We start from the raw sequence: 25,884 nt of genomic DNA on the forward strand, positions 1-25,884 counted from the left end.
GTGTTGCCCTCGACGCCCTACGCTTCACTCTTCCTGGATCCAGGTGCGCAGCACCTCGACGGTCTCGGACGGGCTCGCCCGGACCATGTCGACCACGCGCTGGACCGTCTCGGCCTGGACCTGGCCGTTGATCTTGGCGAACTCCATCAGCCGCGCGGTCGGATTGTCGCGGTCGATGACCGTCACGGTCCCGCTCGGACCCGCAACCACGGCGTCGCCGGGAAAGCCCATGCCGGCCGCGGCCAGAGCCGGCGCCTCAGGCACCGGCGCGAGCACCTGGCGCACCAGGGGGCGGACCACTGTGAGGAGGACGATGAGGGTGAGCAGCGCCAGGACGGCGAGTTCGGCCATCCGCAGCACGTCCTCCTTGGTGGGGGCGAGCAGCGACTGGATGAGCGTGGGCTCGATGAATTGCGGCACGCTCGGCGCCTCCGCGAAGCGCAGGTTCACCACCTCGATCTGGTCGCCGCGGGCCTTGTCGAAGCCGACCGCGCCGCGGACCAGGGCGGTGATCCGCTCGATCTCGGCGGGCGTGCGCGGGCTGTAGGTCTGCTTTCCGTCGGGCGCGGTGGCGTACACCCCGTCGAGGACGACGGCGACCGACAGGCGCTTGATCCGTCCGCCCTCGGCGATCTCGGTCTTCGTCACGCGGGAGATCTCGTAGTTCGTGGTCTCCTCGTTCTTGTTCGTCGCGTCCTTCGGCGTGGGCGCCTTGTCGCCGCCATTGGCGCCGGGCAGCTCGTTGCCGACGCTGACCTGCCCCTCGGCATTGCCGGTGACCGCCGATTCGGTGCGGGTCTGGGCGGAGCGCACGACGCGGCTCTCGGGATCGAAGGTCTCGGAGCGGCTTTCGATCCGGTTGAGGTCGAGTTCGGCGTTGACCTGGACGCGGGCCCGGCCGGTGCCGACGATCCCGGCGACCACGTCCTCGATCTGGCCGCGCAGGCGCCGTTCGAGGGCGGCCTGCCGGTCCTCGAAGCCGCTGGCGACGTCGGTCCCCGCGTCCCGGGCGCCGTCCGCCAGCAGCCGGCCGCGCTCGTCGACGATCGAGACCCGGTCGGGCTTGAGGCCTTCGACCGCGGAGGCCACGAGATGGCGGATCGCCCGAACCTGCCCGGCGTCGAGGTCGCCCATCAGCTTCAGCACGATGGCGGCGCTCGGGCTCTCCCGGTCGCGCTCGAACAGGCGGCGCTCCGGCAGGACGAGGTGGACCCGGGCCGCCTGGACCCGGCCGATCGCCCGGATCGAGCGGGCCAGCTCGCCCTCCAGGGCGCGCAGGTGATTCACGTTCTGCACGAAGTTGGTGGACGAGAACGCATCGCCCTTGTCGAAGATCTCGTAGCCGACCCCGGCCTGGGTCGGCAGCCCCTTGCCGGCCAGATCCATGCGCAGCTTGGCGAGGTCGGGGCGGGGAGCCAGGATCGTCTGCCCGGCATCGCCCCGGGTCTCGTAGCGGATTCCGCGGCTGTCCAGCTCGCGGACCACGGAGGCCGAATCCTGCATCGACAGGTCGGAGAACAGCACGCCCATATCGGGGCGCGAGACCCGCAGGATGATGAACGCGAAGAAGCCGATGAGAGTCAGCGTCACCGCCGCCATGGCGGCGATTCGGGCCGGTCCGAACTTCGTGACGAGATCGAGGACCGGCTTCACGGGAGGATTCGCTGCACTCTAACGCTGGCGGACCCCGGCGGCCCGCTCGGCAGAAATTGCCCAGGTCGTGGTTAGCGAGGCGTTAATGCCGCGCAACCGAGGCCCAAAGGCGGGCGCCGGAACAGCACGAAGCCGCGCCCGGAATCCGGACGCGGCTTCGTGGGTTCTCGGATTCGGGCGATCCACCCCACCGGCGCCGTCGACGTGGTCGCTGCGGGAGTGAGGCCATCGCGTCAGTCCAGGATTGCGAAGCGGAGCCCGTCATCCAGAGCCGCCGACGCGCCGGGTTTCGGCACCCTCGGTCGTGTTGGGGTTCCGGGGGCGTCTGCAGCATCCCGGAACGATGGCGCCCGACAGAGGCGTCGGATAATCAGTGGCGGTAATGCTGGATCCGCGTCGTCCGCAGGCCGGCGAGACCGTGCTGGTCGATGGAGAACTGCCAGCTGAGGAATTCCTCGGTGGTCAGCGTGTAGCGCTTGCACGCCTCCTCCAGGCTGAGAAGGCCGCCGCGCACCGCGGCCACGACCTCGGCCTTGCGCCGGATCACCCAGCGACGGGTGCTCGGGGGCGGAAGATCCGCGATCGTCAGGGGGCTGCCGTCGGGCCCGATCACGTACTTCACTCTCGGGCGGCTCGGTTCGGTCATGATACGCTCTACACTCGACTGACCTGTCGAGCATTGAAGGTACTTGCGCCCGCTTAAGAGATGTTGAAGCGAGTCACTCGGATGTGATTCGTTAAGTGCCACTTGTGGACAACCCGATGGTCTGCACGCTGGACAGCGGCACTTTCTGGGAGCCGATGATCAGCACCGGTGTCGTCCCGCTGAGATCGACCTCGTCGACGGTGCCGGTGAGGCTCGTGTCGACCGCCACGGTGGCGCCGGTGGCGTCGGTGGCCGAGACCTTGATCGAATAGTTCCCATCCGGCGCGGTCAGGCCCGCGGAGGTCTTGCCGTTCCACGTGTAGGCCTGGCTTCCGGCGGTCAGCGTCGTGCTCTGCGTGGCCACGACGTTGTTCTGGGAATCGAGGATCGAGATCACCGCCTTGGAGGCGGCCCGGGCGGGCGTCAGCGTCCAGGAGGCCGAGCCCTTGGACAGCTGCGACGCGCTTCCATCCGCCGTCACGGTCTTGCCGATGTAGCTCGTGGCCGAGGCCGAACTCGCCGATTGCGACGCGCTCAGGATGCTGTCGAGGCGGTCGTTCGATTTGAGCTGCTGCTCGACGCCGGCGAACTGGACCAGCTGCTGGGTGAACTGATTGGTGTCCATCGGATCGAGGGGGTTCTGATTCTTGAGCTGCGTGGTCAGCAGAGTCAGGAACTGCGTGAAGTTGCTGGCGATCTCGGTGGAGTTGCCGCTGCTGCTGCTCGACGACGCGCTCTTCGTCGCCGTCGTGCTGGTGAGGCTGGATATGCCGCTCGTCATGCTGATCTCTCCGGTGCTGCGCCCTGGCGCGGGCCTGGATGCGCGCTGTGTCTGTGTCGGTTCGCGATGCGGGCGCTTGCGCGCGCCGCCTAGATTCTCATGTCGACGCCGCCGTAGCCGCGCAGAAGGCGGATCGGGGCGATGTCCTGGGAGGCCTCGGCCTGATCCTGGGACCAGTTCACCCCGTTGCTGCGGGGGGAATCCCCCTGCTGGCCGCCGCTGCCGCCCTGGGCGCTCCCGTCGCCCCGCAGCGACAGGTTGATTCCGCCGCCTGAGGGGTCGAATCCGGCCTGGGACAGCGCCTGTTGCAGCTGGCCGGCGTCGCGCTGGAGCAGGGCCAGGGTCTCGGGCCGGTCGACCACGAGGTGGGTCATGACCCTGCCATGCGCCTTGTCGATCTCCAGCTTGACGTCGATGCGCCCGAGTTCGGCCGGATCGAGCCGGATCTGGAACTCGTTCGATCCGCGCAGGGAGCGCAGGCCGATGGTCATCGGCACCTGGCCAAGGGGGATGGGCGGATCGGTCTGGACCGGCGCGGCGGTCTGGTTCGGCGCAGCGGTGCCCTCTGCGGCCTTCGTCGTGCCGACGGCCGGGCTCGACGGGACCGGCGGCGTCTGGCCGCCCTGCGGGGCCGGGGGCGTGCCTGGGAGCGGACCTGCGCCCTGTCCCATATCGGCCAGGGCAGTCAGGAAATCCTGGCCGTCCTTGTCCGATGTCGCGACCGCAGAGCCGCCGGCCGCCGGGCCCTCCACCGGGACGGTGCTCTTCCCCACCGAGCCCGGCTCGTTGCCGGCGCCTGCCGCCTTCGCCCCGGAGGGGATGCCGGCGATGCCCGATACGGCATCACCCGCGGGGCTGCCGACCGGCCCGCCGCTGCCGGGAGCGCCCACGGCCGCGCCCGTTCCGAGGAGCGCTGTCCCGCCGTCCTGCGCGGTCGCCGCGCCGGTGCCCGCGGGCGCCTCGGTCTTGACCGTTCCGGTCGCCGCGCCGCCTTCGGTCAGCGCGGCGATGAGGGCCAGCAGCGAGGCGGCAGGGTCCGAACCGGCGGGCGTGGCGGCGGGCTCGGCCGTCTGCGGCGCCGTCTGCGGCGCCGTCGTCTCAGCCTGCACCGTCGTCTCGGCCTGCGCCGCCTCGGGAGCCGCCGTGTCGCCTGTGGCGGAGGCGCGATCCGATGAGGTCGTGGCAGCCTCGGAGCCCTGTCGTGCGGCGGGTTTCGCCTGGCCCGTCTGTGCGTCGCGCGCCGCGGCCGGCATCCGCGCTTCCGGGCGTGCGTCTGCGGCGGCGCGCGGTGCGTCGGCCTTGCCGGTACGCCCCGCCGGAGCCGCCGCCTCCGCCTGTCGGGCGCGGTCGGCCGTCCGGTCCGCGGCGCGGGCCTCGGCCTGCCGCGCCGAATCCTGCGCACGGTCGCCGGCCGCCCGGGCGGCCTGGGCCTGATCGCGCTGATCGGCCTGTCGGGTGCGGGCCGACGCGGCGAGGTCGCGCAGGTCGACCGTGCGGGCGCGCGTCTCCGCCGCGTCGTCGCGGGCCTGGGCGGCGGTCAGGGCGGCGCCGAAGCGATCCTGCGTCGAATCCCCGGCCCGGGCGGCCACGCCCGCCGCCTCCCAGCCTGACCGCGGGGCAGACGCACTCCGCGCGGACGGAATCCAGGTGGTGACATCCAAACGATCCGCCGCACCGCTCGCCATACCGGACTCCTCTGGGCCGCCCGCAGCAAGCCGCGCGCCACCGGGGTGGCCCGCTAAGAGACTGAAAAATATAGTGCTCTTCCGCGGCGCGCGGCGCGGCCCTGATCGAACCTGCCGCCCGATCGGCAGGATCTGCCGGGTGTCGGCGCTGGCCGCCCTGGAAAGCCGGGCGAAGTCCCGCTATAGACGGCCCGTGCAGCCAGGAAGCTTCCGGGCCGGCGGCTGCGGACCCTCGCGATGAACGCCCTCGATCTTCCCAAAGCCCCCCACGAGACGCGCGTCGTCGTCGCCATGTCGGGCGGCGTCGATTCCTCCGTGGTCGCTGGCCTGCTGAAGCGGCAGGGCTTCGACGTGGTCGGCGTGACGCTCCAACTCTACGACCACGGCGCGGCGAGCCACCGCAAGGGCGCCTGCTGCGCCGGCCAGGACATCAACGATGCACGGGCTGCGGCGGAGCATCTCGGCATCCCGCATTACGTCCTCGACTACGAGGACCGCTTCCGCGACGCGGTCATCGAAAAGTTCGCCGAGAGCTACCTTGCGGGCGAGACGCCGATCCCCTGCGTCGAGTGCAACCGCACGGTGAAGTTCCGCGATCTGCTGGGCCTCGCCCGGGACCTGAACGCCGACGCGCTGGCCACCGGTCATTACGTGGCGAGCCGGGCGCTGCCGGGCGGCGGCCGGGCGCTCCACCGCGCCCTCGATCCGGCCCGGGACCAGAGCTACTTCCTCTACGCCACCACGGCGGAGCAGCTGGCATTCCTGCGCTTTCCCCTGGGCGAGATGGAGAAGACCGAGACCCGCGCGCTCGCGAAGGATCTCGGCCTGTCGCTCGCCGAGAAGCCGGACAGCCAGGACATCTGCTTCGTGCCGCAGGGCCGCTACAGCGACGTGATCGCCCGCCTGCGCCCCGATGCGGCGCGGCCCGGCGAGATCGTCGACCTCGCCGGCCACGTCCTCGGCCGGCACGACGGCATCGTCCACTACACGGTGGGGCAGCGGAAGGGCCTCGGCCTGTCCGGGCCGGAACCGCTCTACGTGGTGCGCCTGGAGCCGGATGCGGCCCGGGTGGTGGTCGGACCGCGCACAGCCCTGGCCACGACCCGGATCCGCCTCTCGGACCTGAACTGGCTCGGCGAGGGCCCGGCCGAGGCCGTGCGCGACCTGCCGGTGGCGGTGCGCGTGCGCTCGACCCGGCCGCCGCGCCCGGCGACACTCACGGTCGGGCCGGACGGCACGGCCGAGATCGTTCTCACCGAGCCCGAGGACGGCGTGTCGCCGGGCCAGGCCTGCGCGATCTACGCGGATGACGGGCCCCGGGCCCGGGTCCTGGGCGGCGGCACCATCCGGCGTGTCGACGCGTTGTCGGCCCGGCCCCGCGAGGCCGCCTGATCTCAACCTCTGGAACCTTCGAACGATGCTGAGCGAGCCGCAGATGGCCGGGCCGAGCACGGCCCTGATGCGCAAGGCCTATGCCCGCTGGGCCCCCGTCTATGACGTGGTCTACGACAAGCTCACCGAGCCCGCGGCCCGCGCCGCCGTCGAGGCGGCGGCCGAGCATGGGCCGCGGATCCTGGAGGCCGGCGTCGGAACCGGGCTGGCGCTGGGCTACTATCCGACATCGAGCTTCGTCTGCGGCGTCGACCTCTCCGAGGACATGCTCAAGCGCGCCCGTGCCAAGGTCCGGCGCCGGAACCTGTCCCACGTGAAGGGGCTGCAGGTGATGGATGTCTGCCACCTGGGCTACGCCGATGCGAGCTTCGACGCGGTGGTGGCACAGTTCCTCATCACCCTGGTGCCGGATCCCGAGGCCGCGATGTCCGAGTTCCTGCGGGTGGTGCGGCCGGGCGGCGGCATCGTGCTCGCCAACCATTTCGGCCAGAGCGACGGCCCGGTCGCCCGGGTCGAGGAGATCGTGGCCCCGCTCTGCACCAAGATCGGCTGGTCGTCGGACTTCAAGGCGACGCGGATCGAGGCCTGGGCCCGGCGCAACGGCGTCGAGGTCCTGGGATTGAAGCCGACCTTCCCGGGCGGGTTCTTCAAGATCCTGCGGATGCGCAAGCCCGGGTGATCGAGACCGGGAACGCGCCCGTCGGCGAAGAGCGGCGTGACGGACGCTGGAAGCGGCTGCGGCGCTGGCTCCCGCTGGTGCTGCTCCTGACGGTGTCGGCGATCGTCGTGGTCTCCGGCGCCGCCCAGCTCCTGAGCCTCGACCGACTCCTCGCCTCGCGGATCTGGCTGCGCGGCTTCGTCGAGGCCGGCTATCTCCGCGCCTTGGTCGCGGCCTACTGCCTCTATGTCGGGGCCGTGGTCGTGTCGGTGCCGGCCACGCTGATCCTGACGATGGTCTGCGGCTTCCTGTTCGGCATCGTGCCGGGCGCGCTCACTGCGGTCTGCGCGGCCACCACGGGGGCCGCCCTCGTGTTCGCCATCGGCCGGGGGCCGGGGGCCGACCTGCTCCGGCGGATCGGCGGCACGCGCCTCGCCGGGCTGGCCGAAGGCTTCCGGCGCGATGCCTTCGGCTATATCGCGGTCCTGCGCCTCCTCCCCCTGTTCCCGTTCTGGGTGACCAACCTCGCCCCCGCCGCCTTCGGGGTGAAGATGCGGGTCTTCGTCCTCGCGACCTTCCTGGGGCTGCTGCCCGGCGCCGTCGTGTACGCCACCACGGGAGCGGGCATCGAGGACGTCGTCGCCGCCCACGAAGCCGCCAAGGCGGCCTGCCTGGCGGCGGGGGCGGGCGGCTGTGACGACGCCCTGAGCCTGCGGGCCCTCGTCACGCCCAAGATGGTGGCGGGCCTCGCGATGCTGGCCGTCTTCGCCCTGGTCAGCGTGCTGCTGAGCCGGCGCGCCAGACGCGGCTGAGAGCGACGCCCGGGATACGCAATCCTCCGCCGGCTGTGTTTTTCCGTGTCTGAGGGCACATGCAACCGCCTGCGGGTGGATATCGTATAGTGCTCACTGCCGAGAGCCTGTATTGCCGCCTGCGAATCTGTGGCTTGCGAACATGTATCCCGCGAAGGCCGGACCCGGCTCGAGCTTTCTCAATCCGCCCTCCGCCGATCCGAATCCGCGATGCCCGCGCGGAGCGTGACCGGCGTGTCCGTCGAGTCCGATGAGGCCGCGGCACCGGCGATGCCGGCGTCCGCCCCGAGCCGCGATCTGCCGGAGCGGCGCACGGCCCGCCTCGGCCTGTCGGGGCGGCTGTTCCTCGTCACCGTCGCGTTCGTGGTGGTGGCCGAGGTGCTGACCTATGTGCCGGCGGTGGCCAATTACCGGGTCGAGTGGATGTCGGACCGCCTGGCGGCCGCGCAGGTCGCCGCCCTGGTCCTCGACGGCCGGACCGGGGAGCCGGTCTCCGAGGCGCTGGAGAGCCGGCTCCTGGCCGGGGTGAATGCTCGGGCGATCGCGGTTCGCGGCGGTGGCGCCCAGCGCCTGCTCGCCATCGAGCCCATGCCCGAGCAGGTCGCCGACATCGTCGATCTGCGCGACGTCACAGCGCTGTCGGCGATCCGGGGGGCGTGGCGCACCCTTGTGGCGCCGGTCCGCGAGCCGATCCGCGTGATCGGGGAGGGGGGAATCGGCTTCGACCGGGTCGAGATCCTCCTCGACGAGGCGCCGCTGCGCACCGCCATGATCGACTATGCCCTGCGCCTGCTGGTCTCCTCGCTGATCATCGCGGCCGCCGCGGCTGGCCTCGTCTTCGTGGTGCTGCAGGTGCTCATCGTGCGGCCGGTCCGGCGGCTCGCCACGAGCATCACGGTCTTCGCGGACGATCCGGAGGATGCGGGGCGGATCATCGCCCCGTCCCGCCGCAGCGACGAGATCGGCCAGGCCGAGCGGGCGCTCGGGCGGATGCAGCGCAGCCTCGCCGACCAGCTCCGCCAGAAGCGGCGGCTCGCCGAACTCGGGCTCGCCGTCAGCAAGATCAGCCACGAGCTGCGCAACCTGCTGACCGGCGCGCAGCTTCTCGGCGATCGCCTGGAGGGTACCGAGGATCCGACCGTTCAGCGTGTGGCCCCGCGCCTCGTGGGGACGCTGGCCCGGGCGATCCGCTTCTGCGAGGCGACGCTCGCTTACGGGCGCGTCTCCGAGCGGACGCCGCTCCTGGCCAGCACGCCGCTGGCGCCCATCTTCGCGGAGCTTCCGGATCTCGCCGCGCTGGCGGCGCATCCGGTCTCCGTGCAGGTCGCGGCGGCCGACCTGAGCGTGCAGGCCGATCCGGAGCAACTGGCGCGGGCGCTGGCCAACCTCGTCCGCAACGCCGTGCAGGCGCTCGACGGGGCCGCCGTGCCGGAGGCTGCGGTCCGCGTCGTGGCCTCCCGCGGGGCGCCGGGCCGGATCACGATCCTGGTCGCCGACAACGGCCCCGGACTGCCGGCGCGCGCCCGGGAGAACCTGTTCGCGCCGTTTCAGGGCTCCATGCGCTCCGGCGGCACGGGGCTCGGCCTGCCGATCGCCGCCGAGCTGATCGGGATCAACGGCGGCACGCTCACCCTCGATGCCTCCGAGGCCGAGGGGCTGAGCGGCGCGCGCTTCCGGATCGTCCTGCCGGAGGGCTGACGCGAGCGGCCGTGGGCGGCGGCCGTCACCACCCCATCAGCGCGCGCGGCAAGGTCCGAGCGGAAAGGCGTCCGTGGGCCTATTCCGCCGCGGCCCGAACCGGCTCGCCAACCCGGATGCCGAGATCGGCCAGCAGGGCCGCGTCGTCGTCCTGCCCGTTATTGGCGGTGGTCAGCAGCCGCTCGCCGTAGAAGATCGAGTTGGCACCCGCGAGGAAGCACAGCACCTGCGCCTCACGGGTGAGGCTCTTGCGGCCGGCGCTGAGACGGACCCGGGATCGCGGCATCACGATCCGCGCCGTGGCGCACATGCGCACGAGATCGAACGGATCGACCGCCGGCTGGTCCTCCAGCGGAGTACCGGGCACCGCCACCAGGGCGTTGATCGGCACGCTCTCGGGATGGGGGGCGTGGTTGGACAGCACCTGGAGCATCGCGGCGCGGTCGGTGACGCCCTCGCCCATCCCGACGATGCCGCCGCAGCACACGCCGATCCCGGCCTCGCGGACATTCGCGAGGGTCTGCAGGCGTTCGTCGTAGGTCCGGGTGGAGATGATGTCCTCGTAGAAATCCGGGCCGGTGTCGAGGTTGTGGTTGTAGGAGGTCAGCCCGGCCTCGGCGAGCCGTCCGGCCTGGGAGGGCGTGAGCATGCCGAGCGTCACGCAGGCTTCCATGCCGAGGCCGCGCACGCCACGCACCATGGCGAGAACCGCGTCGAACTCGGGCCCGTCCTTGGGCTGGCGCCACGCGGCGCCCATGCAGAAGCGCTGGGCCCCCGCGGCCTTGGCGGCGGCGGCCTCGGCCAGCACGGTCTCCACCGGCATCAGCCGCTCGCGGGCGACGCCTGCGCCCTTGTGGTGGGCCGATTGCGGGCAATAGGCGCAATCCTCCGGGCAGCCGCCGGTCTTGATGGACAGGAGCGACGCCCGCTGGATGTCGGCCGGGTCATTGTGCCGGCGGTGGACCTGCGCCGCCCGGAACACGAGGTCCATCAGCGGCAGGTCGTGGATCGCGCGGATCTCCGCCACGCTCCAGTCGTGGCGGATGTCGCCGAGGTCGGGCTGCGGGGAACCGGGAAGGGAAGTCGCGCTCATCCGGTGTTTGAGCCGGATCGGCGGACAGAAATCAAGCGGGCCGGGCGCCCGAACTCCCCGCGGACGGATCGGTCTGGACTTCGAGGCCGTGCCAACCGAGGCCGCGCGACGTCTCGCGGCCCGGTATCCGGGGGAGGGCCGTGCCCGTGCCGGTCCCGCTCGACGCCGCTCGTGAGACCGTCCGGTTGGCAGGACGCCCGCCCGGTCAGCGATCCAGTCTGATCGGAGGCCCCAAGGATCCGGCCGCCGGCCCCGACCAGGCGCGCGAGGCGATTGGGCTGCGCCGCGATCCGCCGGATCCGGTCGGGCTCGTCCCGCACCGCCTGCTTGACGGTGTCGGCCCGGATCTCGATCACCTTGCGCGTCGGCGGCTCGGGTTCCGACCCTGCGCGCGGGCCTGCGGACAATCCGATGTCGCAGTCTTGTCCGGCCGAAGCGCGGGACGATCACCGATACCGGTGTCTGTTCCTGGAACCGGCACCGCCGCCCGGATGCGGGCGGCGGCGCGGCCAGTCAGTCCGTCGGCTCGCCGGCGGAGACCTTGGCGGTCCAGTCGTCGAAGGCGATGACCTGCTGACGCTGCTCGCCGAGCCGGTCGATCCGCAGGACCATCTCGTCCCCGGCCTTGAGGTAGCGCGGCGGCTTCATGCCGAGCCCGACGCCCGGCGGGGTGCCGGTGGTGATCACGTCGCCCGGCTCCAGCAGCATGAAGTGCGACGTGTAGGCGACGAGCTGGGGAACGTCGAAGATCATCGTGGCGGTGGAGCCGGTCTGACGGCGCTCGCCGTTCACGTCGAGGCTCATGGCGAGGTTCTTCAGGTCGGGAATCTCGTCCAGCGTCACCAGCCAGGGGCCCAGCGGCCCGAAGGTCGGTGCGCTCTTGCCCTTGGTCCAGGTCGGACCGCGGTTCATCTGCCATTCGCGCTCGGAGACGTCGTTGCAGATGCAGGCCCCCGCCACGTAGCTCAGCGCCTCGTTGGCGTGGACGTAGCTGGCGCGCCGCCCGATCACCACGGCGAGTTCGACCTCCCAGTCGGTGCTGTGCGACCCCTTGGGGATGATCACCGTGTCGTTCGGCCCGCACAGGCTGGACGGCGCCTTGTTGAAGATGATCGGCTCGGCCGGGATCGGCGAGCCGGTCTCGGCGGCGTGGTCGGCGAAGTTCAGGCCGATGGCCACGACGTTGCGGGTGCCGCCCACGCAGGGGCCGAGGCGCACGTCCGGCGGCAGCTTCGGCAGGGTCTCGGGATCGAGGGCGCGCAGGCGCGCCAGCGAATCGGGCGACAGCGCCGGCCCGGCGATGTCCCGCACGATGCCCGACAGGTCGCGCAGGCCGCCTTTCGCATCCACGAGGCCGGGCTTCTCGTCGCCGCTCGGGCCGTGCCGGAAAAGCTTCATGGCCGCACTCCTCATCCTTCCCTGTGCCGGTCTGCGCCGGACGCCGGGACCATGGCCGGGCCTCGACCCGGGTGCAAGGCCGGCGGTCCGCACGCAGCGCCCCGCCGGGTGTCGCAGCCAAGCAACAGGCCTGCAAAAAGTTCATGGTCTGATGATAGTGGATCTATTGTTCAGGGCGCGGCGCAAGAGGAAAAGTTGGGTGCGTAATTATCGAAAACAGGTCTTCGCCGGACGTCGGCCGCAGTGAGACAATGCATCCCGATGTCTCTACGGATCTCCTTTTCGCCTCCTGAGGCCGTCCTGGTCATTGCGGTTCAGTCCCCGCAACCGGCACCATGCCCGAAAGGGTGCCACCTGATGAAGCTCTAACAATCCTCGGCGCCCGCCAGAACGACAACGCTTGGGGGACGAGATGGGCGGAACGGTGCGCGCTGCAATGCTGGCGGCGACGGCAATGATCCTCGGTGCCGGGCAGGTTCAGGCTGGGGCGTTCGGTCTGCGGGAGCAGAGCACGCAGGCGCAGGGGCTGGCGTTTGCGGGCGCGGCCTCGGGATCGGGCGGCGTGTCGTCGATGTTCTGGAACCCCGCGACCATCACGATGAACCCGGGCTTCGTCGCGGAGCAGAACTTCACCTATATCGGCCTGTCCTCGGAGATCCGCCCGGCGCCGGGCACCAATCCGGGCTTCGCGCGGCTGGGCGGCTCGGGCGAGCTCGGTCAGGGCGCCCTCGTGCCGGCGGGCGCGACCTCGTACCAGCTGAACGACCGCCTGTGGCTCGGCCTCTCGACCGGCGCGCCCTTCGGGCTCGTGACCAAGCCCAACCAGGTCTGGGCCGGGGAGGTCTACGGACGCTCGTCGCGGATCTTCTCCCTGGCGATCAACCCGGTGATCGGCTTCAAGGTCAACGAATGGCTGTCGATCGCGGCCGGGCCGAACATCGAGTATTTCCGCCTGACCCTGCGGCAGGCGCTGCCGGTCCCGGGCCTCCTGCCGACCGCCTATCCGAGCTCCTTCCTCAAGGGGGAATCCTGGGGGGTGGGCTTCACCGCGGGCGCCACGCTGACGCCCCGCGACGGGACCGTGCTGGGCATCGGCTACCGCTCCTCGGTGCACCACGACATCGACGGCTCGATCGGCGTGCCGCTGCTCGCCCTGGCCCCGCTCGCCGGCCAGGTCCGGGCGAGGCTGAACACCCCCGACAAGCTGAGCGTCGGCCTGACCCAGGCGGTCTCGCCGGTGGCGCGGGTGAACCTCGGCTTCGAGTGGGACAACTGGTCGAGGCTCGGGACCATCGGGATCGTGTCGAAGACCCTCGGCCTGCCGGTGAACACCCTGCCGCTCAACTACAAGGACGGGTTCACCTACGCGATCGGCGCCGAGTACGACGCCTCGCCGAACCTGACGCTGCGCACGGGCTTCGCCTACGAGACATCGCCGATCGACTTCCGCAACCGTTCGGTGCGGCTGCCGGACGGGGACCGCTACATCGCCTCGGTGGGCGCCAGCTACCGCTGGAGCCGGCAGCTGACGCTGAACCTCGCCTATTCGCACTTCTTCCTGGACCGGTCGCGGGTCCTGGCGGGCCTCGGCCGCGACTACAACGTCGGCAACATCGCCTTCGCGGGGGTGGTGGATTCCAGCGCCGACATCGTCTCGGTGGGCTTCCGCTACGTGTTCGGCGCGCCGCCCGCCCCCGCTCCCGCGCCCCTCGTGCGGAAATGGTGATGCGCCTGCGCGGGGCGCCCGGCTCCCCCGGGCGATCCGCGACGGGCGGTGCCCCGCTCCGGTTCGCCGCGGATGGCGCGCCTCAGGCCCGCATGCGCACGTAGGTCCCCGGCGCCGGGCCGAGGGATTGGAGCGCATCCCCGCCGGGTTTCCGGGCCGGCACCCGCTCCGGCGCCTGTGCCTCGATCCACTGGAACCAATACGGCCACCACGAACCCTTGGTCTCGACCGCGGCGCTGATCCAGTCCTCCAGCGTCCCCTTGACCGGGCCGCCGGTCCAGTAGCCGTATTTCGGCTTGGACGGGGGGTTGATCACGCCGGCGATATGGCCCGATCCCGCCAGCACGAAATCGACCTTGCCGCCGAACACCTTCGAGCCCTCGAAGACCGAGAGGGCCGGCGCGATGTGATCCTCCCGGGTTGCGAGGTTGAAGATCGGGACCTGCACCTTCTTGAGGTCGAGGCGGACGTTGCCGAGCACCATCCGTCCCTGCGCCAGCGTGTTGTCGAGGTAGCAGTTGCGCAGATAGAAGGAATGATTGGCCGCTGGCATCCGCGTGGCGTCGGAATTCCAGTACAGCAGGTCGAAAGCCGAGGGCGATTTGCCCTTGATGTAGTTGTTGACGATGTAGGGCCAGATCAGGTCGTTCGGCCGGAGCATGTTGAAGGCGTTCGCCATCCGGGCGCCCTCCAGGTAGCCCTGCTCGGCCATCCGGGCCTCGACCTGCCGGATCTGCTCCTCGTCGGCGAAGACCTTCAGGTCGCCGGCATGGGTGAAGTCGACCTGCGTGGTGAGCAGCGTCGCGCTCTTGATCCGCCGGTTTCCGGTGGCGGCCTGCATGGCCAGCGTCACGGCGAGCAGCGTCCCGCCGACGCAGTAGCCGGCCGCCGTGACCTCGGTCTCCCCGGTGGCGACCCCGATCGCGTCGATGGCCGCCTCGATCCCCTCGCGCATGTAGGACTCGAAGTCCTTGTCGGCATGCCGGGAATCCGGATTCACCCACGAGATGCAGAAGACCGTCAGGCCCTGGTCGACCATCCACTTCAGGAAGCTCTTCTGGGGATTGAGGTCGAGGATGTAGAACTTGTTGATCCAGGGCGGAACCATCAGGAACGGGCGCCGCAGCACGGTCTCGGTGGCGGGCGCGTACTGGATCAGCTCGATCAGATCGTTGCGGAACACCACCTCGCCGGGGGTGACCGCCATGTTGCGCCCGACCTCGAACCCGCTCGGGTCGGTCTGGCGCACGCGCAGATGTCCGCCGCCCGCCTGTAGATCCTCCTCGTACATCTTCAGGCCGCGGACGAGGTTGGCGCCGTTCTCCTGGAGGGTATGGCGGATCAGCTCCGGGTTGGTCGGCAGGAAGTTCGACGGCGAGAGCATGCTGGTGAGCTGGCGCAGGTAGAATTGCGCCTTGTGGCGCGTGTGCGCATCGAGCCCCTCCGCCTCGTCCACGAGGCTTTCGGCCCAGCGGGCGGCGAGCAGGTAGGCCTGCTTGATGAAGTCGAAATACGGGTTGGTCGACCACTCGGCATGGGCGAAGCGCGCGTCCCGGGGCTCTGGAAGAACCACCGGGTCGGCGGGCTGGCCCTGCAGGCGCAGGTAGGTCGAGCCCCAGAGCGACAGGAAGGCCTGCGACAGGCGGGCCTGGGCCTCGGCGCTCCGCTTCGGGTCGGCGAGCCAGGTCTCGGCCACCTGTCCGAGGACCCTGGCGGCCTCGTTCATCTCGCTTCCGGGGGCGCCTCCCTGTCCCTCGGGCCCGAGGGCGCGGGCGATATTGCGCCCCATCGCCTCGACGAACTGTCCGGCATTGCGGGACAGCGCCTCGAAATCCGGCATCGGAGCAGCCATGCCGTCCGGCATCGCGCCGTTCGAGACCGACTTCGGAGGGGCGGTCCGATCCGGCGCCTGCGGACTCGTCAAACGTGCCTCCCTGTGTTTCGTCTGTCGACCCGATCGCGCGGGCCTCGTTTCCGACAAAATAAGGAGCGAGCCAGAGCTTTCGCCACCCCGGTTGCGGACGTCGCCGAAACATCCGGCCGTTCTTTTCAAACCCATGTGACGATGGATCGTGCCATTTTGAACCCTGTCGCCCGCATGTCCCGCAGCCTGCCGCTGATCCGCACGGCCGGCCTCGGGCTGCTGGTCAGCCTGCTCGGGGCCTGCTCGGGCGACGTCGTCCGCTCGCTGGCCTCCGATGCAGGCTACGGGCCGCGGACCGTCGCCGCGCCGGATTTCGTCGCGGAATCCCGCAGCAAGGCGCAGCCCGACTTCATGCCGGTGGGCGTCGACGCGCCGAAGCGCCCGGTCCGGGCCAAGTCGGTCACCGGCCAGAAGGCCCTGGAGGCGGAGCTGGAGAGCGCCCGCGGCCGCAACGAGGTCCGCGGCCGGGCGGCGGCGAGCGCCGGGCAGGGCGCCGCGGCCACCATCAAGCCGGCCCCGGCGCCGCCGCAATAGCACCGATTTGAGCACCGATTTGTGGGTCGGCGGCGGCCCGCAACTCTGCTAGAGCATGGGGTTCGCGCGACCGGCCCAGACGAAAGACGCCAGATTCGGGACGCGCCGATGGACACGCCCATGACCGACTTCCACCGCATCAAGCGACTGCCGCCCTACGTCTTCGAGCAGGTCAACCGGATCAAGGCCGCCGCCCGCGCGCAGGGCGCCGACATCATCGATCTCGGGATGGGCAATCCCGACCTCGACGCCCCCAAGCACGTGATCGCCAAGCTGTGCGAGACGGCCGGGCGGCCCCGCACCGACCGCTACTCGGCCTCGAAGGGCATCGCGGGCCTGCGCAAGGCCCAGGCCGGTTACTACCAGCGCCGGTTTGGCGTGACCCTCAACCCCGACACGCAGGTGGTGGCGACGCTGGGCTCCAAGGAGGGCTTCGCCAACATGGCTCAGGCGATCACCGCCCCGGGCGACGTCGTACTGGTGCCGAACCCGAGCTACCCGATCCACGCCTTCGGCTTCCTGATGGCCGGCGGCGTCATCCGCTCCGTGCCGGCCGAGCCGACCCCGGCGATGTTCCCGGCCCTCGAGCGGGCCATGCGCCACTCGATCCCGAAGCCGGTCGCCCTGGTCGTCTGCTACCCGTCGAACCCGACCGCCTACGTGGCGAGCCTCGACTTCTACCGGGATCTCGTGGCCTTCGCGAAGCAGCACGAGCTGATCCTGCTGTCGGACCTCGCCTACGCGGAGGTCTATTTCGACGACAACCCGCCGCCCTCGGTCCTGCAGGTGCCCGGCGCCATCGACTGCACGGTGGAGTTCACCTCGCTGTCGAAGACCTACTCGATGGCCGGCTGGCGCATGGGCTTCGCGGTGGGCAACGAGCGCCTGCTCGCGGCGCTCACCCGGGTGAAGTCCTACCTCGATTACGGCGCCTTCACGCCGATCCAGGTCGCCGCGACCGCCGCCCTCAACGGGCCGGACGACTGCATCCACGAGATGCGCAGCATCTACAGGAAGCGCCGCGACGCGCTGGTGGAATCCTTCGGCAAGGCCGGCTGGACCATCCCGTCGCCCGCCTCCTCGATGTTCGCGTGGGTTCCGATCCCGGAGCGCTACCGGGAGATGGGCAGCCTCGAATTCTCCAAGCTGCTGCTGGAGAAGTCGGATGTCGCGGTGGCGCCCGGCATCGGATTCGGCGAATTCGGCGACGAGTATGTCCGCATCGCGCTGGTCGAGAACGAGCAGCGCATCCGGCAGGCCGCGCGCAACATCCGCCGGTTCTTCGACGGCACCGACAAGACCCTGCACAACGTCGTGCCGATGGTCCGGGCCGGCTAGCCGACCCCGCGCGGATTGTTGCCGCGGGGCGACAGGCTCCGCCAAAGGCGCCGACGCCCCGCGCCGGCGCTTGTCAGGACGGATCGCGATGGCCAGGGTCAGGTGCGGGGGTCCTCCCGCGTCCCGAGTGTCGCATGCGCCGCCTGAACCTGATCGCCGCCCTGCTGCTCGCCGCCGCGGCCTCGGCCTGTGCGCCGAACCCGATCATCGCCCGGGATCCGATCCCCGCGCCCGGCCCGGCGGACGTGTATGCGTGCGACTCGAAGCCGTTGCCGGTCAACGCCTTCACGACGGATTGCCGCCCCGTGCCGGCGAGCCCGCAGGTTGTCCTGCGCGCCCGCGGCTGATCTGCGCCGGCATTTCGGTAACCGGTCGATTCGGATGGGCCGGACAAGCCGCCCGCGATCAGCTAGACTGTAGGCCAGATGCCGGCCCGGCCGGCCCCCTGACGGAGCATCGCGTGAGCACCAAGACCCTGATCGCCGCCGGACTGCTCGCCCTCCTGGCGGGGCAGGGCGCCTCGGCCTCCGACGCCGCCTACCCGCCCGCGCCGTACCAGCCCCGCGCCTTCGTGTTCACCGCGCCGAACGGGCCCACCGTTCTCGAGACCGAGGGGTGCTGCCAGGTGGTGGTGCCGCCGGGCCGTCCCGATCTCGCGCAGCCCGCGGTCCCGGTCGCCGAGGTGATGAACGGCGGTGGTTTCGGCTATACGGGCTTCGACTATTACAACGACCAGATCACTGAGGGCCGGTTCGGCGCGCGCAAGCGGCCGAAGGAGTACGTGATCGCTCCGTCCTACATCGTGCCGCCGCGCTACTGAGCCGCCGGGCGTTCCGGAGCCTCAATCCTTGTGCGGATCGTGGCCCCAATTCATCAGCGACAACCGCCACGGTGAGTCGGGGTCCTTCCGGGCCTCTCCGCCCTGCTTGAGGTGGCGGTGGACGTAGCCCACCACCTTGCGCATGGCGGCGTAATCGTCGTCCGTCAGGTCGGCCTTCTTCGTATCCTTGATCGCCAGGATGCGCCGGCCCATCGCGTGGCCGGTGGACTCGCCGCCGCCCTTCTTCTGGCCGACCTCCTTGCTGGCCTCGCTGTCGAGGTGCTTCTTCAGCGCCGCGGGCGTCATGTTGACGGCCTCGTTGAAGTCCGCCCACGTCGCCGCGTGATCGTCGTCCGCCATCCGCTTGCCTCCTGGGCCCTGTCGTTCGTGCCCGACAACGCGCCCGAGGCTTGCCGGCTCGCCTCCTTCCCTGCGGTCGGGCGCCGCACGGGCGGCATGCGACGCGACGCGGAAGCGTTTACAGGCCGGGTCCCGGGGGCTATCACCCCGACCCGACGGACCTCCATTCTTTCCCCAAACCCCATTCCCGAAAAACCAGATGCGCGCCGAGATCGAGCAAGCCTCGGATGCCGCCAAGCAGTCTATAGGGCTGCTGAGGAGGCATCTTTGACTGGGATACAGTCGATAAACGCCTCGCGGAGCTGAACGCGGCTTCCGAGAACCCCGACCTCTGGAACGATGCCGAGGCCGCCCAGAAGGTCATGCGCGAGCGCCAGCAGCTCGACGAGGCCGTCACGGCGATCAAGAAGCTCGAGCGCGATCTCGAGGACGGCGCCACGCTGATCGAGCTCGGCGAGATGGAGGGTGACGAATCCTCGATCCGCGAGGGCGAGGCGGCGATCCTGGCCGTCGAGAAGGAGGCCGCGAGCCGGCAGGTCGAGACCCTGCTGTCCGGCGAGGCCGACGGGTTCGACACCTATCTCGAGGTCCATGCCGGGGCCGGCGGCACCGAGAGCCAGGACTGGGCCAACATGCTCCAGCGCATGTATGCCCGCTGGGCCGAGCGTCGGAAGTACAAGGTCGAGGTCGTCGAGATGACCGACGGCGAAGAGGCCGGGATCAAGGGCGCCACGCTCCTGATCAAGGGCCACAACGCCTATGGCTGGCTCAAGACCGAGTCCGGCGTGCACCGTCTGGTGCGGATCTCGCCCTACGATTCCAGCGCCCGGCGGCACACCAGCTTCGCCAGCGTCTGGGTCTATCCGGTGATCGACGACCGGATCGAGATCGAGATCAAGGAATCCGACTGCCGGATCGACACCTACCGGTCGTCGGGCGCCGGTGGCCAGCACGTCAACACCACCGACTCGGCGGTACGTATCACCCACAATCCGACCGGGATCGTGGTGGCGTGCCAGCAGGAGCGCTCGCAGCACAAGAACCGGGCGACCGCCTGGAACATGCTGCGCGCCCGCCTCTACGAGGCGGAGCTGAAGAAGCGCGAAGAGAAGGCCAACGCCGAGGCCGCGTCCAAGACCGATATCGGCTGGGGTCACCAGATCCGGTCCTACGTGCTGCAGCCGTACCAGCTGGTGAAGGACCTGCGCACCGGCACCCAGTCCACCGATCCGGACGAGGTGCTCGACGGCGATCTCGACCCGTTCATGGAGGCCTCGCTCGCCCAGCGGGTCTACGGCGGTGGCGAGGCGGTCGAGGATATCGACTAATCCGAACCTCCGGGGATCCGAACGACTGTCGTTCCGGTCCCCGGGGCGTCCAATCCGATCACCTCATCCTGAGGTGCCGGAGCGTAGCGGAAGCCTCGAAGGAGGCCTCCGGATACCGTTGCGATTGCTGGAGCCCTCCTTCGAGGCCCGCTGACGCGGGCACCTCAGGATGAGGGCGGTGGGTGGCAAGGCCTTGAGCATCCCACCGGCCACGCCCCTCAATACCCCAGCGCCGCCCCGTCCTTGCGCGGGTCCGAGCCGGCCGCCAGCGTGCCGGCCTTGCGGTCGATCCAGATGATCTGGCCGCCGCCGAGCGGCAGCGGCGCGCGGATCGCCGGGTGGCCGCGCTCGATCAGCCCCGCCATCACCGCGTCGGAGATCCCGCCCTCGACCTCCAGGCTGCCGCCATAGGCGAAGCTGCGCGGGGCATCGAGCGCCTCCTGCACGTCGAGGCCGCGGTCGATGAGGCCGGAGAGCAGCTCGACATGGCCCATGGCCTGATAGTGGCCGCCCATGACGCCGAACGGCGCGACCGCCTGCCCGTCCTTCATCAGCATGCCGGGGATGATCGTGTGCATCGGCCGCTTGCCGGGCCCGACGCTGTTCGGGTGGCCGCCCTCCGTGCGGAACGACAGGCCGCGATTGTGCAGCAGGACGCCGCTCTCGGGTGCCAGGATGCCGGAGCCGAAGCCCTGGAAGATCGAGTTGATCAGCGACAGGGCGTTGCCGTCCCGATCGACCACGCAAAGATAGACCGTGTCCTTGTGGGCGCGGCCCTCGGCGATCTCCTGCCTGATCTCGGGATAGATCTCCGGCTCGCGGGCCCGGCCCATGTCGATCGCCCCGTGGGCGGCGGCCTTCCAGGCGTCGGAGAGGAGGTGCTCGATCGGCACCTGGGCGAGGGCGGCGTCGCCGAACAGGACGTCGCGGTGATGATAGCCCTGCTTGCAGGTCTCGGCGAAGAGATGCAGCCGGTCGAGGTCCGAGAGGGCGCCGACGTCGTAATGCGTGAGCACGTTGAGCATCATCAGCGCCGCCAGGCCTTGGCCTGCGGGCGGGCACTCGTAGACGTCGTAGCCCCGGTAGCGGGTTGAGACGGGTGTCACCATGTCGGGCCGGGCAGCGGCGAAGTCGTCCAGGGTGTGCAGGCCGCCGAGCGCGTTGAGCCGGCTCACCATGTCTTCGGCCACCGGCCCCGTGTAGAAGCCGCGCGCGCCCTCCTGGGCGATGCGCCGGAGCGTCGCCGCGAGCTTCGGCAGGCGCAGGACGCTGCCGATGGCCGGCACCTGCCCGCCGGGCAGGTAGGTCTCGGCGGCGTGCGGATCGGCGGCGACGCGCTCCGCGCCCCGCTGCCAGTCCCAGCCGACCCGTTGCTGGATCACGAACCCGTCCTCCGCGTAACGGATCGCCGGCTGGAGGAGCTCACCCAGCGAGCGGGTGCCGTGCTCGCGGACGAGCAGGTCCCAGGCTGCGACGGCACCCGGCACCGTGACGGCGTGCGGCGAAGTCGGCGTGATGGCGACGCCGTGCTCGGCGTACCAGTCGGGCGTGGCGGCCGCCGGGGCGCGGCCCGAACCGTCCAGGGCGAGGGGCTTGGTGGCGCCGGCGGGGGCGTAGAGGGCGAAGCAGTCGCCGCCGATGCCGGTCATCAGCGGGTCGACCACGCATTGCACGGCGACCGCCGCGATGCCGGCATCCACGGCGTTGCCGCCCGCGCGCAGCACCTCGATGGCGGCGAGAGTCGAGAGCGGGTGCGAGGTCGCGACGGCGGCGTTGGCGGCATAGACCGGGGAGCGGCCGGGGGCGGAGAAGTCTCTCACGGGATGTCCTGCTGTATGGATCGTCTCGACGAGACGACGCTGCTTGATCCAAAAATCGGCCTGAGTTGCCGGAGCGCAGCGGAGGCCTCGAAGGAGGGCTCCAGGGATCGTGCGGCTCGCTGGAGCCCTCCTTCGAGGCTCGCTGTGCTCGCACCTCAGGATGAGGGAGGAGGGTGGGAAAGAGAAAGTGCGCTTGTCACGCGCCCTGACCCTCGGGCATCGCCACCCAATGCCCCGGCGCCACTTCAATGAGCGACCCGTCCGGCGGCTGGTCGTGGCCGGCGAGGTCCCGCGCGGCGAGCCGGGCGCGCTCCTCGGCCGGGTGCGGCACCGGCACGGCCGCGAGCAGGCGGCGCGTGTAGGGATGGCGCGGATCCTCGTAGAGGGCGTCGGCCTCGGCCATCTCGACGATCCGCCCGCGCCAGAGCACCGCGACCCGGTGGCAGAGGTAGCGGACCATCCGGAGGTCGTGGGAGATGAACAGGTAGGACAGCCCCATCTCGTCCTGCAGGTCCTGGAGCAGGTTCACCACCTGCGCCTGGATCGAGACGTCGAGCGCCGCGATCGGCTCGTCGGCGACGATGAAGCTGGGCTTCAGGGCGATCGCCCGGGCGATGCAGATGCGCTGGCGCTGGCCGCCCGAGAACTGGTGCGGGTAGCGCCCCAAGAACCGCGGATCGAGCCCGACCCGCTGGAACAGCGCCGCGACGGCCTCACGCCGCTCCGGGCCCCGCATGTCCCGCCGGTGCAGCTTGAACGCTTCGGCGACATAATCCCCAGCGGTCATGCGCGGGTTGAGGGCCGCGTAGGGGTCCTGGAACACGGTCTGCATCCGGGCGCGCATTCTGCGCATCGCCCCCGCCGAGAGCTTGGCGAGGTCGGTGCCCTCGAAGGCGATCGTGCCGGATGTCGGCGGGTTGAGCATCGTCACGGCCCGGCCGATCGTGGACTTGCCGGAGCCGGATTCGCCGACGAGCCCCAGGGTCTCGCCGGGACGGATGTCGAAGCTCACCCCCTCGACGGCGCGGAACACCGAGGCCTTGCCGCCCCACCACGAGCGCAGGGGATAGTGCTTGGACAGGTCCCGCACCGAGACGACCGGATAGTCCTGCGGGCTCATCGCGCGGCCTCCCGGCTCAGAAGCTGCGGCAGGTCGTACCAGGCGGCGACGAGGTGGCCGGGGGCGGCGCCGGGCGCCTGCGCCAGGGGCGGCATCTCGGTCCGGCACCGGGGCGTCGCGTAGGCGTTGCGCGGCGCGAAGGGATCGCCCGGCGGCAGGTGGCGCATGTCCGGGGGCGCCCCCTCGATCTGGTGCAGGCGACGGCGCCCAGCCCGGCCGCCGGAGAGGTCCGGCAGGGAGCGCAGAAGCCCCAGCGTGTAGGCGTTGCGGGGATCCGAAAAGATGTCGTCCACCGGGCCGCGCTCCAGGATCCGGCCGGCATACATCACCTGAACGGTGTCGCTGATGCCGGCCACCACGCCGAGGTCGTGTGTGATCCAGATGATCGCCATGCCGAGCTCGCGCTTCAGCTCCTGCACCAGGCCCACGATCTCGGCCTGGACGGTCACGTCGAGGGCGGTGGTCGCCTCGTCGGCGATCAGCAGCTTCGGGCGACAGCTCAGGCCGATGGCGATCATCACCCGCTGGCGCTGGCCGCCGGAGAACTCGTGCGGGTACTGGTCGAGGCGCGCTCCCGCGTTCGGGATGCGGACGAGGTCGAGCAGTTCCTTCGCCCGGACGCGGGCGGCGCGGGCGTCGAGGCCCAGATGGATGCGCAGGGGCTCGATGATCTGCGCCGCTACGGTCATGCCGGGGTTGAGCGAACTCATCGGGTCCTGGAACACGAACCCGATCGCGCCGCCCCGAACCTTTCGGAGTTCCCGCTCCTTCAGGGCGAGGAGATCGCGCCCCTCGAACAGCACCTGCCCGCCGGTGATGCGGCCGGGCGGGCGCGGGATCAGGCCCAGCATGGCGAGCACGTGCACGCTCTTGCCGGAACCCGACTCGCCGACGATCCCCAGGGTCTCGCCCTCGTGCAGGGTGTAGGAGACGCCGTTGACGGCGTGGACCGCGCCGCCGTCGGTGTCGAAGGCGACCGCGAGGTCGCGGACGTCGAGGAGAGGCTTGGTCATGGGCGCTGTCATGTGCGCTGCCTCGGGTCGAGGGCGTCCCGCAGGCCGTCGCCGAACAGGTTGAAGGCGAGGACGGCGAGGAAGATCGAAAGGCCGGGCCAGATCGCCATCCAGGGCGCCTCGTCCATGAAGTTCTTGGCGGTGTTGAGCATCGCCCCCCAGGAGGGTTCCGGAGGCTGCTGGCCGAGGCCCAGGAACGACAGGCTCGCCTCCGCGATGATGGCGGCCGCGATGGTGAGCGTCGCCTGGACGAGGATCGCCGGCACGATGTTGGGCAGGATGTGGACCCGGGCGATCCGCCAGGGCGGGTTGCCCATGGCCCGGGCCGCCTCCACGAACTCCTCCGCCGCCACGGCGCGCACCTGCGCCCGGGTCAACCGGATGAAGGTCGAGGTCGCCGAGAGGCCGATGGCGATCATCGCGTTGACGAGGCTGGGGCCCAGGAAGGCCGCGAGCGCGATCGCCAGGATCAGGAAGGGAATTGCCAGGAGCGCGTCGGTAAGGCGCGAGATCGCCCCGTCGATCCAGCCGCCCGCGTAGCCGGCGAGCAGTCCCAGCGGCAGGCCGAGGGACACCGCCAGCGCCACCGACACGAGGCCGGCGCCGAGGGAGGCGCGGGCGCCGAAGATGATCCGCGAGAGGACGTCGCGGCCGACCTCGTCGCCGCCGAACGGGTGCGCGAGGCTCGGCGCGCCGCGGACGTTGCCCCAGTCGGTGGCGGTGGGATCGTAGGGGGCGATCCAGGGGGCGAAGACCGCCATGAGGATCAGCAGGCCAACGATGATGAGGCCCGCGACGGCGCTCGGGCGCGCCCGCAGGCGCCGCCAGAAGGCCGCGAGGGTGCCGGGTTCCTGGATGAGGGCCGGCGTGCCCGCGGGGGCCGCGAGGCCGGTGGCTTCGGCGATGGGGGTGCCGGTGCTCATCGGGGGCTCGCGGGGTTGGCAGCGATGCGTACGATCCGCGCACACTGCTTTTCAGCGCAGCCCATGATGGTTTCAGGCCGGCCAGTGCGAGATGCGACGCGCTCCCTCTCCCGCTCGGGAGAGGGGACCCGCGCTTCACTCTGTGCACTCAATTGTAACTCCCGAAGTCGCAGCTCTGAAGACTGCGAGAGCGAGGCGCGGGCAATCCTTGCGCTCATGCCCGCCTGAGCTTCGGGTTCACGGCGGCCGAGAGCAGGTCGGCGGCGAGGTTGAGGGCGATGTAGGTGGCGGCCGTGCAGATCACGACGCCCTGCACCGTGGCGAAATCCCGGTTGAACACCGCATCGACCATCAGCTTGCCGAAGCCTGGCACGGAAAACACCTGCTCGGTGAGCACCGCCCCCGACAGGAGCTGCCCGAATTCCAGCGCCCCCAGGGTGATGATCGGGATCGCGGCGTTCGGCAGCGCGTGCCGCAGGGTGACCCGCAGGGGCGAGACGCCCTTGGCGCGGGCCGTGCGGACGTAGTCGGAGCCGAGCACGCCCAGCATCGCCGCGCGGGTGTGGCGCATCATCACCGCCGCGATGGCGTTGCCGAGCACGAAGGCCGGCATCACCATGGCGGCGAGGTTGTCCGACAGGCTCTCGAACGGCGAAACGTAGCCCGAGGCCGGCAGCCAGCCGAGTTCCACCGAGAACAGAAGGATCAGCAGGATCCCGAGCCAGAAGTTCGGCACCGAGAGGCCCCACAGGGCGATCCCGTTGGCGATCGTATCGGCGGCCTGCCCGCGCTTCACCGCCGAGAGCACGCCCATCGGTACGCCGATGGCCAGCGCCACCAGCATGGCGAGACAGGCGAGTTCGAGGGTGACCGGCAACTTCTCGACGATCAGCTCGGAGACCGGCTTCTGCAGCCGGATCGACTCGCCGAGATCGCCCCGCAGCACGCCGCCGGCCCAGTAGGCGTAGCGTACCGGCAGGGGCTCATCGAGGTGGTACTTCTCGCGGATGAAGGCGATCACCTGCGGGTCGCGCTCCTCGCCGGTCAGCGCGGTGGCGACGTCCCCCGGCAGCAATTGCTGCAGGGCGAAGATGATCATCGAGGCCAGGATCAGGGTCGGGACCGCCAGGGCGAGGCGGCGCGCCAGGAAGCGAAGCATCAG

The 25,884-nt window shown here is 70.6% G+C and carries 23 protein-coding genes; 10 read left to right on the forward strand and 13 right to left on the reverse strand.

What is annotated here, in order from left to right; translation table 11 throughout:
- Positions 1-24: 24 nt before the first annotated feature.
- From fliF to P9K36_RS28320, 4 genes are all read right to left on the reverse strand, one after another.
- Positions 25-1,653: a flagellar basal-body MS-ring/collar protein FliF gene (gene fliF / locus P9K36_RS28305; protein WP_043760172.1), complete on the reverse strand. Its 1,629-nt coding sequence runs from the start codon at positions 1,651-1,653 to the stop codon at positions 25-27.
- Between the two features lie 370 nt (positions 1,654-2,023).
- A complete protein-coding gene (locus P9K36_RS28310; protein WP_007569077.1) occupies positions 2,024-2,299 on the reverse strand; it encodes a DUF1153 domain-containing protein in 276 nt (91 codons plus the stop codon).
- Between the two features lie 91 nt (positions 2,300-2,390).
- Complete coding sequence (locus P9K36_RS28315) at positions 2,391-3,080, reverse strand: flagellar hook capping FlgD N-terminal domain-containing protein (RefSeq protein WP_043386058.1); 690 nt, start codon at positions 3,078-3,080, stop codon at positions 2,391-2,393.
- A gap of 89 nt (positions 3,081-3,169) precedes the next feature.
- A complete protein-coding gene (locus P9K36_RS28320) occupies positions 3,170-4,669 on the reverse strand; it encodes a flagellar hook-length control protein FliK (protein WP_236961784.1) in 1,500 nt (499 codons plus the stop codon).
- 333 nt (positions 4,670-5,002) lie between these two features.
- On the opposite strand from P9K36_RS28320, the gene mnmA reads away from it, so the two are divergent.
- The 4 genes from mnmA (at position 5,003) to P9K36_RS28340 (ending at position 9,325) form a co-directional block, all read left to right on the forward strand.
- The gene (gene mnmA / locus P9K36_RS28325) at positions 5,003-6,157 is read left to right on the forward strand and encodes a tRNA 2-thiouridine(34) synthase MnmA (RefSeq protein WP_043760175.1); all 1,155 of its coding nucleotides are present in this window, start codon (positions 5,003-5,005) and stop codon (positions 6,155-6,157) included.
- Positions 6,158-6,182: 25 nt separating this feature from the next.
- Positions 6,183-6,836, forward strand: coding sequence for a class I SAM-dependent methyltransferase (locus P9K36_RS28330; RefSeq protein WP_043357432.1), 654 nt, complete (start codon positions 6,183-6,185; stop codon positions 6,834-6,836).
- On the forward strand, positions 6,833-7,627 hold the full coding sequence (locus tag P9K36_RS28335) for a VTT domain-containing protein (protein ID WP_043357430.1): 795 nt from the start codon (positions 6,833-6,835) through the stop codon (positions 7,625-7,627). The genes P9K36_RS28330 and P9K36_RS28335 overlap by 4 nt, the downstream gene beginning before the upstream one ends.
- A gap of 270 nt (positions 7,628-7,897) precedes the next feature.
- On the forward strand, positions 7,898-9,325 hold the full coding sequence (locus P9K36_RS28340) for a HAMP domain-containing sensor histidine kinase (protein ID WP_236962055.1): 1,428 nt from the start codon (positions 7,898-7,900) through the stop codon (positions 9,323-9,325).
- Positions 9,326-9,404: 79 nt separating this feature from the next.
- On the opposite strand, the gene bioB is transcribed toward P9K36_RS28340, so the two are convergent.
- A complete protein-coding gene (gene bioB / locus P9K36_RS28345; protein WP_043386070.1) occupies positions 9,405-10,418 on the reverse strand; it encodes a biotin synthase BioB in 1,014 nt (337 codons plus the stop codon).
- 513 nt (positions 10,419-10,931) lie between these two features.
- Entirely contained in the window at positions 10,932-11,816 is an 885-nt protein-coding gene (locus P9K36_RS28350; RefSeq protein WP_043357420.1) for a fumarylacetoacetate hydrolase family protein, read from the reverse strand.
- A 412-nt stretch (positions 11,817-12,228) separates the two neighbouring features.
- Here P9K36_RS28350 and P9K36_RS28355 point away from each other — a divergent pair, with 412 nt between their 5' ends.
- Complete coding sequence (locus P9K36_RS28355; RefSeq protein ID WP_043760178.1) at positions 12,229-13,542, forward strand: OmpP1/FadL family transporter; 1,314 nt, start codon at positions 12,229-12,231, stop codon at positions 13,540-13,542.
- 82 nt (positions 13,543-13,624) lie between these two features.
- Here the strand turns inward: P9K36_RS28355 and phaC are convergent, their stop codons facing one another.
- Positions 13,625-15,406 (reverse strand): class I poly(R)-hydroxyalkanoic acid synthase, encoded by a 1,782-nt coding sequence (gene phaC / locus P9K36_RS28360; RefSeq protein WP_043761696.1) that lies wholly within the window; start codon positions 15,404-15,406, stop codon positions 13,625-13,627.
- Positions 15,407-15,640: 234 nt separating this feature from the next.
- On the opposite strand from phaC, the gene P9K36_RS28365 reads away from it, so the two are divergent.
- From P9K36_RS28365 to P9K36_RS28380, 4 genes are all read left to right on the forward strand, one after another.
- A complete protein-coding gene (locus tag P9K36_RS28365; RefSeq protein WP_043760179.1) occupies positions 15,641-16,000 on the forward strand; it encodes a hypothetical protein in 360 nt (119 codons plus the stop codon).
- Positions 16,001-16,120: 120 nt separating this feature from the next.
- Entirely contained in the window at positions 16,121-17,338 is a 1,218-nt protein-coding gene (locus P9K36_RS28370) for an LL-diaminopimelate aminotransferase (protein ID WP_043357422.1), read from the forward strand.
- Positions 17,339-17,472: 134 nt separating this feature from the next.
- Positions 17,473-17,685: a hypothetical protein gene (locus P9K36_RS28375; protein WP_020090818.1), complete on the forward strand. Its 213-nt coding sequence runs from the start codon at positions 17,473-17,475 to the stop codon at positions 17,683-17,685.
- Between the two features lie 113 nt (positions 17,686-17,798).
- The gene (locus P9K36_RS28380; RefSeq protein WP_043357408.1) at positions 17,799-18,158 is read left to right on the forward strand and encodes a hypothetical protein; all 360 of its coding nucleotides are present in this window, start codon (positions 17,799-17,801) and stop codon (positions 18,156-18,158) included.
- A 21-nt stretch (positions 18,159-18,179) separates the two neighbouring features.
- Here P9K36_RS28380 and P9K36_RS28385 read toward each other — a convergent pair whose 3' ends face one another.
- Complete coding sequence (locus tag P9K36_RS28385; protein ID WP_043385613.1) at positions 18,180-18,518, reverse strand: DUF3140 domain-containing protein; 339 nt, start codon at positions 18,516-18,518, stop codon at positions 18,180-18,182.
- A gap of 199 nt (positions 18,519-18,717) precedes the next feature.
- Here P9K36_RS28385 and prfB point away from each other — a divergent pair.
- Positions 18,718-19,846, forward strand: a protein-coding gene (gene prfB / locus P9K36_RS28390; protein ID WP_100794053.1) for a peptide chain release factor 2 whose coding sequence is annotated in 2 segments (ribosomal slippage) — positions 18,718-18,786 and positions 18,788-19,846 — 1,128 coding nt in all. Because the reading frame shifts where the segments join, the coding sequence is not laid out codon by codon here.
- A gap of 218 nt (positions 19,847-20,064) precedes the next feature.
- On the opposite strand, the gene ggt is transcribed toward prfB, so the two are convergent.
- From ggt to P9K36_RS28415, 5 genes are all read right to left on the reverse strand, one after another.
- On the reverse strand, positions 20,065-21,666 hold the full coding sequence (gene ggt, locus P9K36_RS28395) for a gamma-glutamyltransferase (protein WP_043357403.1): 1,602 nt from the start codon (positions 21,664-21,666) through the stop codon (positions 20,065-20,067).
- 196 nt (positions 21,667-21,862) lie between these two features.
- Positions 21,863-22,786, reverse strand: coding sequence for an ATP-binding cassette domain-containing protein (locus P9K36_RS28400; protein ID WP_043760180.1), 924 nt, complete (start codon positions 22,784-22,786; stop codon positions 21,863-21,865).
- Complete coding sequence (locus tag P9K36_RS28405) at positions 22,783-23,811, reverse strand: ABC transporter ATP-binding protein (RefSeq protein WP_043385608.1); 1,029 nt, start codon at positions 23,809-23,811, stop codon at positions 22,783-22,785. Before P9K36_RS28405 ends, P9K36_RS28400 begins: the two co-directional genes overlap by 4 nt.
- Positions 23,808-24,722, reverse strand: a complete 915-nt coding sequence (locus P9K36_RS28410) for an ABC transporter permease (RefSeq protein ID WP_043760181.1) — start codon at positions 24,720-24,722, stop codon at positions 23,808-23,810. Before P9K36_RS28410 ends, P9K36_RS28405 begins: the two co-directional genes overlap by 4 nt.
- 214 nt (positions 24,723-24,936) lie before the next feature.
- Positions 24,937-25,881: an ABC transporter permease gene (locus tag P9K36_RS28415; RefSeq protein ID WP_043760182.1), complete on the reverse strand. Its 945-nt coding sequence runs from the start codon at positions 25,879-25,881 to the stop codon at positions 24,937-24,939.
- Positions 25,882-25,884 lie beyond the last annotated feature (3 nt).

The organism is Methylobacterium sp. 391_Methyba4, assembly GCF_029691625.1.
Lineage (GTDB): Bacteria > Pseudomonadota > Alphaproteobacteria > Rhizobiales > Beijerinckiaceae > Methylobacterium > Methylobacterium fujisawaense.